This is a genomic window from Actinomyces sp. ICM47 (assembly GCF_905369875.1).
Lineage (GTDB): Bacteria > Actinomycetota > Actinomycetes > Actinomycetales > Actinomycetaceae > Pauljensenia.
Genome location: NZ_CAJPJE010000055.1, coordinates 1 through 12,820 on the forward strand (window position 1 = coordinate 1; position 12,820 = coordinate 12,820).

At 65.2% G+C, this 12,820-nt stretch carries 12 protein-coding genes and 3 tRNA genes; 9 read left to right on the forward strand and 6 right to left on the reverse strand.

The features are described from left to right. The first annotated feature begins 828 nt into the window (after positions 1-828). Positions 829-1,038: an antitoxin VbhA family protein gene (locus tag QZ149_RS09055; protein WP_291451104.1), complete on the forward strand. Its 210-nt coding sequence runs from the start codon at positions 829-831 to the stop codon at positions 1,036-1,038. Continuing rightward, positions 1,031-1,804 carry a Fic family protein gene (locus tag QZ149_RS09060; protein ID WP_291451105.1) on the forward strand — a complete coding sequence of 258 codons (774 nt, stop codon included), beginning with the start codon at positions 1,031-1,033 and terminating at the stop codon, positions 1,802-1,804. Before QZ149_RS09055 ends, QZ149_RS09060 begins: the two co-directional genes overlap by 8 nt. 110 nt (positions 1,805-1,914) lie before the next feature. On the opposite strand, the gene QZ149_RS09065 is transcribed toward QZ149_RS09060, so the two are convergent. From QZ149_RS09065 to rpmF, 3 genes are all read right to left on the reverse strand, one after another. Continuing rightward, positions 1,915-1,990, reverse strand: a tRNA-Arg gene (locus QZ149_RS09065). A 26-nt stretch (positions 1,991-2,016) separates the two neighbouring features. Next, complete coding sequence (locus QZ149_RS09070; protein ID WP_291451106.1) at positions 2,017-3,300, reverse strand: cation:proton antiporter; 1,284 nt, start codon at positions 3,298-3,300, stop codon at positions 2,017-2,019. Between the two features lie 127 nt (positions 3,301-3,427). Continuing rightward, the gene (gene rpmF, locus QZ149_RS09075; protein ID WP_003792889.1) at positions 3,428-3,598 is read right to left on the reverse strand and encodes a 50S ribosomal protein L32; all 171 of its coding nucleotides are present in this window, start codon (positions 3,596-3,598) and stop codon (positions 3,428-3,430) included. Positions 3,599-3,776: 178 nt separating this feature from the next. On the opposite strand from rpmF, the gene QZ149_RS09080 reads away from it, so the two are divergent. The 4 genes from QZ149_RS09080 (at position 3,777) to QZ149_RS09095 (ending at position 6,715) form a co-directional block, all read left to right on the forward strand. Further along, positions 3,777-4,433, forward strand: coding sequence for a YigZ family protein (locus tag QZ149_RS09080; protein WP_291451108.1), 657 nt, complete (start codon positions 3,777-3,779; stop codon positions 4,431-4,433). Between the two features lie 36 nt (positions 4,434-4,469). Further along, entirely contained in the window at positions 4,470-5,402 is a 933-nt protein-coding gene (gene cysK, locus QZ149_RS09085) for a cysteine synthase A (RefSeq protein ID WP_291451110.1), read from the forward strand. 91 nt (positions 5,403-5,493) lie between these two features. Beyond that, a complete protein-coding gene (gene cysE, locus QZ149_RS09090; protein ID WP_291451111.1) occupies positions 5,494-6,138 on the forward strand; it encodes a serine O-acetyltransferase in 645 nt (214 codons plus the stop codon). Positions 6,139-6,223: 85 nt separating this feature from the next. Beyond that, a complete protein-coding gene (locus tag QZ149_RS09095; protein WP_291451112.1) occupies positions 6,224-6,715 on the forward strand; it encodes a GNAT family N-acetyltransferase in 492 nt (163 codons plus the stop codon). Between the two features lie 58 nt (positions 6,716-6,773). On the opposite strand, the gene QZ149_RS09100 is transcribed toward QZ149_RS09095, so the two are convergent. Beyond that, positions 6,774-7,811: an Fpg/Nei family DNA glycosylase gene (locus QZ149_RS09100; RefSeq protein ID WP_291451113.1), complete on the reverse strand. Its 1,038-nt coding sequence runs from the start codon at positions 7,809-7,811 to the stop codon at positions 6,774-6,776. A 6-nt stretch (positions 7,812-7,817) separates the two neighbouring features. After that, the gene (locus tag QZ149_RS09105; protein ID WP_291451114.1) at positions 7,818-10,748 is read right to left on the reverse strand and encodes a class I tRNA ligase family protein; all 2,931 of its coding nucleotides are present in this window, start codon (positions 10,746-10,748) and stop codon (positions 7,818-7,820) included. A gap of 124 nt (positions 10,749-10,872) precedes the next feature. Here QZ149_RS09105 and QZ149_RS09110 point away from each other — a divergent pair, with 124 nt between their 5' ends. Further along, positions 10,873-11,319 carry an HIT family protein gene (locus QZ149_RS09110; RefSeq protein ID WP_291451115.1) on the forward strand — a complete coding sequence of 149 codons (447 nt, stop codon included), beginning with the start codon at positions 10,873-10,875 and terminating at the stop codon, positions 11,317-11,319. 127 nt (positions 11,320-11,446) lie between these two features. On the opposite strand, the gene QZ149_RS09115 is transcribed toward QZ149_RS09110, so the two are convergent. Next, complete coding sequence (locus QZ149_RS09115; protein ID WP_291451116.1) at positions 11,447-12,115, reverse strand: metal-dependent transcriptional regulator; 669 nt, start codon at positions 12,113-12,115, stop codon at positions 11,447-11,449. Positions 12,116-12,259: 144 nt separating this feature from the next. On the opposite strand from QZ149_RS09115, the gene QZ149_RS09120 reads away from it, so the two are divergent. Together QZ149_RS09120 and QZ149_RS09125 are read left to right on the forward strand one after the other, a co-directional pair. After that, positions 12,260-12,332 (forward strand) — tRNA-Lys (locus QZ149_RS09120). Between the two features lie 33 nt (positions 12,333-12,365). Then, positions 12,366-12,438: transfer RNA gene (locus tag QZ149_RS09125), tRNA-Lys, on the forward strand. Positions 12,439-12,820 lie beyond the last annotated feature (382 nt).

Below are 12,820 nucleotides of genomic sequence, written 5' to 3' on the forward strand. Positions count from 1 at the left end.
CACGACCAACTAAAATAGTGACTTTCCCGCGCGACAAAGCCGAAAAGTCACCCTGCTAGCAACACGATCTGTCCATCCTCATAGTTGGTCCCAACCAACTAAAACACCGACTTTCCCGCACCAACACAACGAAAAGTTACCCTTCCAGCAACACGTAGTGTCCTATAACCCCGACATGAGGGTGGGCGGTGCGACGATGGGGTGCCTCCACGGCATCGCCCCGGGCCAGCAGCACTCCTGCCGGGGAGTTGATACCGATGAGAGGAGGTGACTGGGTTGGCACAAGGCCGACGTTCGCGTCAACGGAGGCGGACTGGTCTGGATGGGAAGCAGAAAGCCCAGATCGCTGTAGCAGTGGTAAGGACACTGCCACAGCTGATCTGGGCGATTGCATTCCTGCTGAGCACCCTCATGGGTAGCTAAGACCATCCCGGAAACCGGGGAGTCGGACAGCAGCAACTGTTCGACTCCCCTTATTATGACACACTGGTCGCGCAGCGCAGAGCAGAGCACGAACCCCTGCGCCCCAACCTTCGTCGGCCCATGGACTGCACGACAGAGCCGCGCGGGACACAGATGAGCATGCCCGCGTCGATACTCCCATCATGAGCGACAACGACGTCTCCGCCCCCCGAGGCGATCCGCACTCCCCCGCCCGTGCCTGGTTCGCGAGTATCATGTGGAGGTGGCGACGTAGCAGCCGACGCCGCTGCGCGAGCGCCGCACGTGCCCCAAGGCGGGGGCCGCGGCCTCGTTCAACTGAGCTATCGTCTCACCTCTTAGAACTGTTCTGGCATGGACGCCGGTCACCCGATGAGGAGCATTCATATGTCCGACATTCGCACGACACCATCCGTGACACCGCAAAACTGCTTGAATTTTGCTGACGCCGCCCTGTATCTCGCGGGGCACACGGTCGCGGATCCTTATCTGCGCGAGCTTCACGCCAAGGCAGCGAGCGGCGAGATCACCATCGAGGAAGCGGGGCATCTCGGTGAGGAGTACCTCTGCACGAAGTTTGGTGTGGATCATGAGTGATCCGTCATGGGATGCCTATTTCATCCCAGGGACCCACGCGATGCGTAACAAGTTCACTCGCGGGGGGCGTTTCCCCGACGATATACCGTCGATGGTGGCGGTTGGTGCGTTGGAGGAGCATTGGGCGCGGCTGCGCCTCATTGAGCTCGTACGCTCCCCCCTCCTGGGCCACTTCGACTACGAACACATGAAGGCGATTCATCGTCACATCTTTCAGGACACTTTTGCATGGGCAGGCCAGGAGCGCAGTGCACCAATGGGCGGACCAATGATTAAGTTCGGCCCCGACGTGTCAGCGTTCCCCGACTTTGACCCGCGCGACTATTCGGTCCCGCACGAATACGCGCCGGCAGGGCGGCAGCTGACCGAGGCCGCGACGCACGAATACGCGCTCCTTCAGGAGGCCGATTATCTACGCGGAATGGCGCTGAGCGAGTTCGTCGACAACCTGGCACTGCGCTGGGTATCTCTCAACGTCGTGCATTCCTTCCGCGAGGGAAACACGCGCTCGCAGCTCGTGTTTTTCTCCGAACTCGCCCACCACGCGGGCTACCACCTGGATGCGAGAGCATTCCTGCCTCCGAGCCGCGAGGATCGACTGGCGGGCGTCACGAATCCTGTTCGTGAGCGTTTCGTCGCGGCGCGCTACTACTTTCAGGACTACCACGATCACACTCCGATGGCCGATACTCTCGCCGAGGTGATCGCTCCGTTGACTGAGGACCAGCGATGTGCCCGGCCCGTCGTTCCCATTGAGGAGCGTTGAGAGCACACAGAGCCGGGGATCCGGACGACGACGGCTGATCGGCTCCCCGCTCGGCGTCGGCGCGTCTCACGCGGGGGTGAGCACAGTAACGCTCGTCCGGTGCGGATCGGTGGCGCCTCCGACAGGACTCGAACCTGCAACCTCGGGATTAGAAGGCCCTCGCTCTATCCATTGAGCTACGGAGGCATGGCGCATGTGCGCCGCCTGTAAGCCTAGCGGAGGTTAGCCGCGCTTTCCACAACGGCGCGGCCCAGCAGGAAGGCCAGAAGCGGGAAGAGCAGGACCGATAGGGCACCGGCGACGACCAGTAGGGAGGCCAGCCAGGTCGGGATGATGCCCGTTGAGGATGCCAGGCCGGTAACGGCGACGATAATCGGCAAGCCGGTCGCACCGTACAGGCCGATGCGTGTCGCGTCCGACCATCCGACCCTCTCGATGGTCCCATGGAAGCGCTCGAGAGCGACGATGGGCACGCCACGCACGAGGAGGATCGCGCCGACCAAGCTCACGAGCAGGAACGGGTGAGCGGCAACGGCGCTCAGCGAGATGGTCATTCCGGACGTGACGAAGAACAGGGGGATCAGGAAAGAGAAGCCGAGCGTGCGCAGTTCCCCTTCGATCATGGTGAAGTTACCGGGTGCGAGGGCGCGCACGATGATACCGGCGGCGAAAGCACCGAGCACCATGTCCAGGTCCAGGACCGCTGACAGAGCCATGAGGCCCGTCAGGATGACCATGACGACGCGCATGAGGGTCTTTTGAGAGGTCTGGGCACCGTGCAGGATCGTCCGCCCGATCTCGGGGTGGCTCAGCACGAAGCGCGTGGGGATTGCGACGGCGACGATGGTGGCGAGTACGAAGAACATGAGGACGCCGAAGGAGAGCCAGGGGCTGCGTGCGGAGAGCAGCAACGACATAGCGACGACGGGCGCGAGCTCGCCGATGGCACCGTGCACCAGGACCGCTTTGCCGATGGTGGTGCCCATGACACCGGCCTCCATGAGGATAGGCAGAAGGGTGCCCAGCGCGGTCGAGGTCAGCGCGATAGCGAGCGCGATGTAGGTCGAGTACCCCACACCGGTGGTCCCGGAGGCAGCGACGGCCACCCATGACACCGCCAGGCCGATCCCGAAGCAGGCCAGCCACGTGGCCAGGGAGCGCTTACCGGCGCTCCCGTGCACTTCTTGCACGTCAATTTCGGTGCCCGCGATCAGGAAGAGCATGCCCATGCCGACCTCACGGAACACGGAGATCGGTTCGGTCAGCGAGGCAAAACCCAGCGCGTTCGGCCCGACGGCAACGCCCAGGATCAGCAGCCACACGACGTCGGGGACGCGCTTGCGCGTCAGAGAAGCTAGGAGAGGTGCGACGGCGGCTGCGGCTGCGATGATAAAAAGGGAGACGATAGATCCCTCGGTATTGATCGCTGTGGAGAAGGGGACGAGGCCGTGGCTCGTTGCATCGGTCGCGGCGAGGATCGTGGTCGGCAGGTTCATGTGCGCTCCTGACGGGGCAAAAGGATCGATGGTGCGGTGCTGCGTAACACGCGGGCGTGTCGTGTCGAATTGCGGGCATGACAAAGGCCCGGGACGACTAGTCCCGGGCCCGTGCGTGGATGCGAGGTCAGCCCTCGACGTCCAGGAGGCCGTTCTTGTATGCCTTGGCCAGGCGGCGGGGCACACGGATCTCACGGCCGGCGACCTTGACGGTGTTCAGCTCGGTAAGATCAGCCTTCCAGGTAGACCGGCGGGTGCGGGTGTTCGCACGGGACATCTTACGCTTGGGAACTGCCATGTCTTACCGCTCCTCTTCTTTCTCGACGACTATTCTGGTTCGGTGCGCCACGCGGGCGCACGGCGACAACCCGACTAGACTACCACGGACCTTGCGCGTGTGGCATATCGCGCGGGCGGGTGCGCCTGCGATTCTGGTTACAGACTGGGAGCTGGGAACTCTCCCCTAGACTGGCCTCATGTCCGTTCTTCGCACGCTCGCCTCTGGCACACTCCTCACCCACGAGATTGAGATCAAGCGTTCCCGCTTTATTACGACGCTCGCCAGGACGGACACGCCCGAGGAGGCTCGCGCACTCATCGACGCGGTCAAGTCCGAGCACCCTCAGGCGCGTCACAACTGCTCCGCATACCTGATCGATCCGCCGTATGCCGCTCCCCTGCAGCATTCCTCGGACGACGGGGAGCCGTCGGGCACGGCGGGTACTCCGATGCTGGAGGCCCTGCGCGCCTCTGACACGTGGAACGCGACGGCTGTCGTGACGCGTTACTTCGGGGGGATCCTACTCGGCGGAGGCGGCCTCGTGCGCGCGTATTCGACGTCGGTGTCCGAGGCTGTCGCCCGCGCTCCCATCGCCTACCTGGTCGGACGCGACATCCTCGAAACACAGCTCAGCCCCGGGGACGCGGGGCGTATCGAGGCGGAGCTACGAGGCCGCGGAGCCACGGTCGTGGACACGATCTGGGGCACGGACGTGACGCTGCACATCGCGATCAATCCGAGCGACCGGGAGTCGATTGACGCATGTCTGGCCCAGGCCTCGTCCGGTGTTGCAAAGTTTCGCTACGTGGAAACCCGTCGGGTTGAACTAGACGAGGCTCCGACAGCTGGTTGAGAATTTTGGGGTACACCGCTTATGGAAGGACCCCTCATGGCTCGCATCGCCTCCACTGTCGCCGATCTGATCGGCGGCACTCCCCTCGTTCGCATCAACCATGTCGTCGGCGACGGCGTGGACGTCGTCGCAAAGGTTGAATCCTTCAACCCCGCGTCCTCCGTCAAGGACCGCATCGCCCGCTCGATCATCGACGCGGCTGAGGCCTCGGGCGCGCTGGCCCCCGGCGGCACGATTGTTGAGGCCACCTCGGGTAACACGGGTATCGCCCTGTCAATGGTGGGCGCGGCTCGCGGCTACAAGGTCGTCATCGTCATGCCCGCCTCGATGTCCGTTGAGCGACGTGCGATTGTGCGCGCCTTCGGTGCCGAACTGGTTCTCACTGACCCCAAGGGCGGCGTCTCCGCCGCAGTCGCCGAGGCCGAGCGCATCGCCTCCGAGCGTCCGGGCGCGATCATCGCCTCCCAGTTTACGAACCCCGCGAATCCCGCCGCGCATATCGCCCACACGGGCGAGGAGATCTGGGCGGACACCGAGGGCCAGGTCGACGTGTTCGTCGCCGGCGTGGGCACCGGCGGCACCATCTCGGGCGTCGCGCGAGTCCTGAAGGATAAGAACCCGAACGTGCGCATCGTCGCCGTCCAGCCCGCCGAGTCACCGCTGCTCACCGGCGGTGCCCCCGGCCCGCACGGCATCCAGGGCCTCATGCCCAACTTCGTGCCCGACACCTTCGACGCCAATCTCATCGACGAGGTTGTGTCCGTGGAGACCGCTACCGCACTCAAGTTTGCTCGCCGCGCGGCCGCCGAGGAGGGCCTGCTCGTGGGTATCTCGTCGGGCGCAACCCTGGCCGGAACTGCGGTCGTGGCAGCCCGCCCCGAGCTGGCCGGCAAGAAGATTGTCACACTCCTGCCCGACACGGGTGAGCGTTACCTCTCGACTGCTCTTTTCGCTGGTCTTGAGGACTGAACAACCTGCTATGACGCGCTAGAGTGGCCCCGGAGAGAATGTCCGGGGCCACCTGTGCATTCACCCATCCATCCACCGTAGGAGGACTCCCGTGAAGCTCACCGTTCGCACCCTGTCGCGCGCCCTGTCTCGGACGCTACCCACCCAGGCGCTCGGTCTGTTTCGCGAAGATCTGGTGACGGCGCAGCGCCGCGACCCAGCGGCCACCTCCGCTCTGGAGATCGCCCTGACGTACCCGGGCGTGCACGCCCTGTGGACCCACCGTGTCTCCCATGCCCTATGGACCCGCGGTGCCCGCACTCCCGCGCGCGTCCTGTCGTCAGCGGCCCGCGCTGTCACCGGCGTCGACATCCACCCTGAGGCACGTATCGGACGCCGCGTCTTCATCGACCATGCGACCGGCGTCGTCATCGGCCAGACCGCCGAGGTCGGCAACGACGTCGTCATCTTCCACGGCGTCACCCTCGGCGGCGTCGCCATGACGCCGGGCAAGCGCCACCCCACGGTCAGCGATCACGTGTTGATCGGCGCGGGCGCGAAGGTGCTCGGCCCCATCACCGTGGGCACGGGTGTCAAGATCGGCGCGAACGCCGTCGTCGTCAAGGACGTGCCCTGCGGAAACGTCGCGATTGGCGTGCCCGCGCGTCTGTTGCCCAAGCCTGAAAAGGATACGCGCGACCGTGATTTGATCGTCGATCCCGCGTACTTCTTCCAGGAGCCGGCGCTCTACATCTGAGTCCCCAACGCCGCTGGTCAGGCCGCAATGGGGCAATTTGATTGCGGCTCGCGACAAAGTGAGCACCCTCACCTATAGTTGGTTTATGGAAGCTCGAACTCTACATGCCCCACTGGACGTGTTGTCAGCGGCGAATCGCCCCCAGGGTATCGAGATCGCCACGCTCACAACATTCGACATTCCCGCTCTTGCGGTGCTCACCCTCGAAGCGTACGACGATGCTGTCACGCCCGAGGCGCTCCTTGAAACATCCGAGGAACTCCGTCTTACCTTTGAAGGTGCCTTCGGTGATACCACCGAGGATTCCTTCGTGGGAGCCTGGGACGGCGGTACTCTCGTTGGCGCGATCCTCGTGGTACGCGAATCCCCCTGGGATGACGTGCCGAATGGTCCCTTCGTCGTGGACCTCATCGTCGCGCCGGACTACCGCAGGCGAGGCATCGCAACCGCCCTCGTTTCGGAGGTGGCTTCCAGGTGCACCCACTGGGGTTTCGACTCCCTCGCCCTGCGCCTGGATGCGCGCCATGGCGGTGCTCGCGAACTGTACTCGATGCTCGGCTTCGAGGAGATCGCCTAACAGGTGGCGGGGAGTGCGGACCTCTCGGCCCGCACTCCCCCGTCGATTGTTCGCGCACTCAGCGCTGGCAGGATGGACACCAGAACAGGCGTCGGTTTTGCATGAGGGCCTCGCGGATCGGCGTCCCGCAGCGCAGGCACGGACGGCCCGTGCGGTGGTACGCGTACCACCGCGAGGCTTCCTCGTCGCCCTCAATCGGGGGGTTCGGGGCCTCGTCCGGGTCCATCGTATCCAGGCGACCGGCGGCCAGGCCGCGGTTCATGAGGTCGCATATGAGGACCCACAGCTCACGCAGGCGCTTGAGCGAAATGTTTGTGCCCTTGCGGTGCGGCGAAATACCCGCGAGGAAGAGGGCGTCGGCGCGGTAGATATTGCCCACGCCCGCGATGATCGACTGGTCCATAACGATCTCGCCAATGGCCCGCTTCTTCGAGTGGGCAACCTGGGCGAAACGTTCCATGGCCTCGGCGTCGGAGCGAGCCCCTGCATCCAGGGGATCCGGCCCCAGCTTCGACTCCGCTGTGATGCGCTCCTCATCGGTAATGAGGTCGCAGCGGTTGGGCCCGATCAGATCGGCGACCGCGTGGTCGTTAGACACGCGCAGGCGCACGGCACCGACCGGCTCCGGAGGCTCCCATTCTCCCGCCTTGGCCTCGCCGAAGCCCTCGCCCCAGCGGGTCTCAGTGTGACCGTTCCACTCCCCCTTCTGAACGTTGGGGATGCGGTGAGCAACACCGTGCCCCTCGTCGACGACGGTCTCATCGCCGTTGAATCGCCACCAGCCGTACAGCCCCAGGTGAATGTGCACCCAGCGGTCGGGCCAGGGGGCGTCCTCACCGAGGATCGGCTCCCCACTGCCTGCCGCGGCCCCCTCGAGGAGGGCCACCCCGGCCTCGTACGTCTCGCCCGGGGCGGGCGGAACGAAACCGATGAACATGTGTTTACCGTGCACGCGCACCCGCTGCATGACCCACCCGTCCAGGAGGGCGGCTGAGGACGCGAAACGTCCCTGCGGGGACGACGCCGAGACGGTACCCCCGACGAAAAGCTCGTCGAGGGTACCGGCTAGGCGACGGACTGCATCGCCTTCAGGCATGCGACCTCACTTCTTGACGACGACGTTGACCAGCTTCGGCGCGCGCGCGATGACCTTGAGCGGCTCGGAGCCACCGAGGGCCTTGACGATCGGGGCCTCGGCCAGGGCAGCCGCGATCAGGTCCTCCTCGGAAATCGAGGGGGCGACCTCGATGCGGGCCTTCACCTTGCCGTTGACCTGGACGACGGCCGTGACAGTGTCCTCCACCAGCAGCGAAGCAACCTCGACGACCGGGAAGGACTCGCGGGCCAGGGAATCCTCGTGGCCCAGACGGTTCCACAGCTCCTCACACAGGTGTGGAGCAACCGGGGCGAGCATGAGAATCAGCGGCTCGATGGCGTCGCGCTGGGCGGCATCCAGGCTGGTCAGATGGTTGTTGAGGACGATGAGCTTGGAGATCGCGGTGTTGATGCGCAGGTTCTCGTACTCTTCGGTAACCTCGGCGATCGTGCGGGCCACGAGGCGGCGCGTCTTCTCATCCGCAGGCTCGTCAGTGACCGTAAGTTCGCCGGTTTCCTCGTCGATGGCGTTACGCCACAGGCGCTGCAGGAAGCGCTGGGAGCCGATGACCGCGCGGGTCTCCCACGGGCGCGACAGATCGAGGGGCCCCATGCTCATCTCGTACACGCGGAAGACGTCGGCACCGTAAGCGTCGTACATCTCGTCGGGCGTAACAATGTTCTTCAGGGACTTGCCCATCTTGCCGTACTCGCGGTTGACGGGCTGGCCCTGATAGGTGAAGCCCTCCGTCTCGTCGCCCTCAACCTCGTCGGCGGGCACATACTGGCCGCGCGCATCGGTGTAGGCGTAAGCCTGCACGTAGCCCTGGTTGAAGAGCGTGTGGTAGGGCTCGGAGTCCGGCACGTGGCCCAGGTCGAAGAGAACCTTCTGCCAGAAGCGCGCGTAGAGCAGGTGCAGGACCGCGTGCTCGACGCCGCCGACGTACATGTCGGTACCACCGCTGACCTTGCCCTCGCGCGGACCCATCCAGTAGTCGAGGTTTTCCGGATCCGCGAAGCGCTCCGAGTTCGTCGGGTCGGTGTAGCGCATCTCGTACCAGCACGATCCCGCCCACTGGGGCATGGTGTTTGTCTCGCGGCGGTAGCGCTTGGGCCCGTCGCCCAGGTCGAGGGTGACGTTCACCCATTCCTCGGCGCGGCCCAGCGGAGCCTCGGGCGAGGAGTCGGCGTCGTCCGGATCGAAGGTGCGCGGGCTGTAGTCGCTGACCTCGGGCAGCTCGACGGGGAGCATCTCCTCGGGCAGGGCGTGTGCGACGCCGTCCTCGTCCCACACGATCGGGAAGGGCTCGCCCCAGTAGCGCTGGCGACTGAAGAGCCAATCGCGCAGGCGGTAGGTGACGGTGCGCTTGCCCAGGCCCTTCTCGGTGAGCCAGGCGGTCATCGCGGCCTTGGCCTCGTCCTTGCCGAGGCCGTTGAGGTCGATCTCGTCGTTTGCGGAGTCGACGGCAACGCCGTCACCCGTGTACGCGCCGGCCTCGAGGTCGGGGCCGTAGGGATCGTCGGCGGGTCCGATGGTGCGCACGACATCAAGGTCGTAGGCGCGAGCGAAGGCCCAGTCGCGGTCGTCGTGGGCGGGCACGGCCATGATGGCACCGGTGCCGTAGCCCCACAGGACGTAGTCGGCGACGAAGATCGGGACCTCGCGACCGTTGACGGGGCCGATGCCGAACAGGCCGGTGAACACGCCGGTCTTGGTGCGCTCTTCGTCGGCGCGCTCGGCTTCTGACTTGGCCGAGGCCTGGGCGCGGTAGGCGCTCACGGCCGCCGCGGGGGTAGCGGCACCGCCCGTCCACGCGTCCTTCGTGCCCTCGGGCCAGGAGGCCGGCAGGGTGAGGGCGGCTTCGTCGCCCGCGTCGCCGCCGACGGTGCCACCGAGAATCGGGTGCTCGGGAGCCACGACCATGAAGGTCGCGCCGAAGAGTGTGTCGGGGCGCGTCGTGTAGACATCCAGGGAGTCGAGGCAGGCCCCCGCCACGCGCGCGCCGGGCACGTCGAAGCGGACGGTCGCACCCTCCGAGCGACCGATCCAGTTGCGCTGCATAGTGCGCACCTTCTCGGGCCAGTTGATGGTGTCGAGGTCGTCGGCCAGGCGCTTGCCGTAGGCAGTGATGCGCATCATCCACTGACGCAGGTTGCGCTTGAAGACCGGGTAGTTGCCGCGCTCGGAGCGCCCGTCCGCAGTGACTTCCTCGTTGGCCAGGACCGTGCCGAGGCCGGGGCACCAGTTGACAGGGGCCTCGGAGACGTAGGCGAGGCGGTAGGAGTCGACGACCTTCGCCTGGGCGGCGCGATCCAGGGAGGCATAGTCAGAGCCGTCCTCGGGGAGGATCTCACCGGACTCGAGCTTGGCGATCAGCTCGCTGATCGGACGGGCAGCGCCCTTCGAGCCGTCGGGAGCCGTGGCCTGCGGGTCAAACCACGAGTTGAAGACCTGCAGGAAAATCCACTGCGTCCAATGCACATACTCGATGTCGGTCGTCGCAAACGAGCGGCGCGAGTCGTGGGACAGGCCCATGCGGCGCAGCTGGCGGCGCATGTTCGCGATGTTCTGGTTCGTGGTGATGGCCGGGTGCTGGCCGGTCTGGACGGCGTACTGCTCAGCGGGCAGGCCAAAGGCGTCGTAGCCCATCGTGTACAGGACGTTGTCGCCCTTCATACGGCGATAGCGCGCCAGCGTGTCGGTCGCGATGTAGCCGAGCGGGTGCCCCACGTGCAGCCCCTTACCCGAGGGGTAGGGGAACATGTCGAGGATGAAGTAGGGGGTGCGGGACGCCAGCGGGCCGGCCAGGGCACCGGTCGGGTTGTCCGCGTAGAACGTGCCCAGCTCCTCCCAACGATCCTGCCACTTCGTCTCGATCTGACCGGCAAGCTGCGCGGTGTAGCGCTGGGCCGGGGCACTCTGCGGATTTTCGCTCATCTGTGCGTTCCTCGCTTAACGATGGGTCGCGTAACAATACTCCTCACCAGGGTAGTTCACGCCCGCCCGCGTCGCCGGATGCGCCCGCCCACCGAAGCGAGCACAAATAGGTGACAATAGTCGCATGAGCACTGTTTTTGAAAACATCATCTCGGGCGTCTGGCCCGGACGCTTCGTGTGGGCCGACGACCTGTGCGTCGCGTTCGCCACGATTGAACCCACCTCGCCCGGGCACGTCCTGGTCGTCCCGCGCTGCCCCTATGAGGCGTGGACCGATGCCCCCTCGGACGTCGCGGCGCACCTCATGAAGGTGGCGCGCGCGATTGGTCTCGCCCAGAAGGCAGCATTCGGCGTGCCGCGCGCGGGCCTGGCCATCGCCGGCTTCGAGGTGCCCCACACCCACCTGCACGTCATTCCACTGCGCGACGAGACCGACATTCTCCTGTCGAAGGCCGCCCCGGCCTCCGACGAGAATCTCGACACCACCATGACCGCACTGCGCGAGGCTCTCCTCGCCGCGGGCCACAAGGCCCACGTGCCCGCGACTATGAGTTCCCCGGCACTCGCCTGACGCTTACCCATCACCCTCTCACTCAGCTAGGCCGTGGCCTCGCCCCACTCCCGCCCACGCAGCGCGGATCAGCGGGCGCGGCCACGGCCTCGTCACTGGCAACGCTGAGCGAGAGGCGAAAGCACACTCAGCCGCGCACAATGATGCCCGAGGCCTGGGTGTCCTCGATGTGCACCATCTGCCCGTCCTCGAGGGAGACCACAATCCCACCAGCCTCACTGGCAAGGACGACGACGTAGGCACCGGGTACGAGTCCCACTTCCTCCCACGCGCGCAGCGCCTGCGGGTCGCGGTCGGGCAGGCGCTCAACCTCTCCCCCATTCCCAACCGGGAGGGTGTCCAGAGGCGCTCCTGGGATCTCGGCGCTCGAACCGTCCGCACGCGGGATCGGGTCGCCATGCGGATCGCGCGTGGGATAACCGAGCACCTTGTCGAGGCGATTGAGGAGCCGCTCGGAGACGGCATGCTCAAGAATCTCCGCCTCCTCGTGCACCTCATCCCAGGAAAAGCCGAGGGCCTCATGCAGGTAGGTCTCCAGGAGTCGGTGGCGGCGTACCATCCCCAGGGCAACCCCGCGCCCCTGCTCGGTCAGGCGCACACGCCCGTACGGTTCGTGCGTGACCAGTCCCTGTCGTACGAGGCGCTGCACGTTCTCCGTCGTCGTCGAGGGAACCACTCCCATGTGCTCGCCGATATCCTTCGGTTTCACGCCGTCACGGCCAGCTTCCTCGGCGCTCCACACGAGCTTCAGGATGTCCTCGACGACCGTTGAGTAGTCGCTCGACGCCTCCGACATGCTCTCCCCTTTCATCCGGGCTCCCATTGTAGGCAAGAACGCCCTCCCCAACCGCCCAGGATGCGACATAGGACACTGATGGGCGCATTAACTTGTACGCAGCCACCAATCTGTGTATATTTATCTCTTGGTTGCAAGACCCCCGCGTCATTAGCTCAATTGGCAGAGCAGCTGACTCTTAATCAGCGGGTTGAGGGTTCAAGTCCCCCATGACGCACAGCTTTCCCGGCTCCGGCCGGTGAGAGTTCCCGCGTCATTAGCTCAATTGGCAGAGCAGCTGACTCTTAATCAGCGGGTTGAGGGTTCAAGTCCCCCATGACGCACAGAAGACCGGTGATCCTCGGATCGCCGGTCTTTCGTATCTGGATGACAACGCCCCTTCCACCCTCGAGCCATGCGGACCGCCAGCAGGCACCTCAAGACCCCCAGACACTCGCATGCGATTCGACTACCCGAACGTGGGGTTAAAGGACAAAACGTGTTGGTTTTGGGGTCATAGGACACTACGTGTTGCTGGAGGGGCGACTTTTCGGTGTGCTGGTGCGGGAAAGTCGTGGTTTTAGTTGGTCGTGTTTGCCGGCTCTTCGCATTTTGGGGTGTGGGGGGTGGTGTTGGCATGGGGTCGGGGCCTGCCCGATGATTGAGGTTGCGACACTTCAAACGCTGGGAGGCCCCGACATGGGTAATGGTACCTTTTCTGCTCTG

Bases quoted from the DNA above. Each gene is read 5' to 3' on its own strand.
- QZ149_RS09105 (WP_291451114.1), bottom strand. From the start codon at position 10,748: ATGAGCGAAAATCCGCAGAGTGCCCCGGCCCAGCGCTACACCGCGCAG.
- QZ149_RS09060 (WP_291451105.1), top strand. From the start codon at position 1,031: ATGAGTGATCCGTCATGGGATGCCTATTTCATCCCAGGGACCCACGCG.
- QZ149_RS09095 (WP_291451112.1), top strand. From the start codon at position 6,224: ATGGAAGCTCGAACTCTACATGCCCCACTGGACGTGTTGTCAGCGGCG.
- QZ149_RS09080 (WP_291451108.1), top strand. From the start codon at position 3,777: ATGTCCGTTCTTCGCACGCTCGCCTCTGGCACACTCCTCACCCACGAG.
- QZ149_RS09115 (WP_291451116.1), bottom strand. From the start codon at position 12,115: ATGTCGGAGGCGTCGAGCGACTACTCAACGGTCGTCGAGGACATCCTG.
- QZ149_RS09055 (WP_291451104.1), top strand. From the start codon at position 829: ATGTCCGACATTCGCACGACACCATCCGTGACACCGCAAAACTGCTTG.
- QZ149_RS09100 (WP_291451113.1), bottom strand. From the start codon at position 7,811: ATGCCTGAAGGCGATGCAGTCCGTCGCCTAGCCGGTACCCTCGACGAG.
- QZ149_RS09110 (WP_291451115.1), top strand. From the start codon at position 10,873: ATGAGCACTGTTTTTGAAAACATCATCTCGGGCGTCTGGCCCGGACGC.
- rpmF (WP_003792889.1), bottom strand. From the start codon at position 3,598: ATGGCAGTTCCCAAGCGTAAGATGTCCCGTGCGAACACCCGCACCCGC.
- cysK (WP_291451110.1), top strand. From the start codon at position 4,470: ATGGCTCGCATCGCCTCCACTGTCGCCGATCTGATCGGCGGCACTCCC.
- QZ149_RS09070 (WP_291451106.1), bottom strand. From the start codon at position 3,300: ATGAACCTGCCGACCACGATCCTCGCCGCGACCGATGCAACGAGCCAC.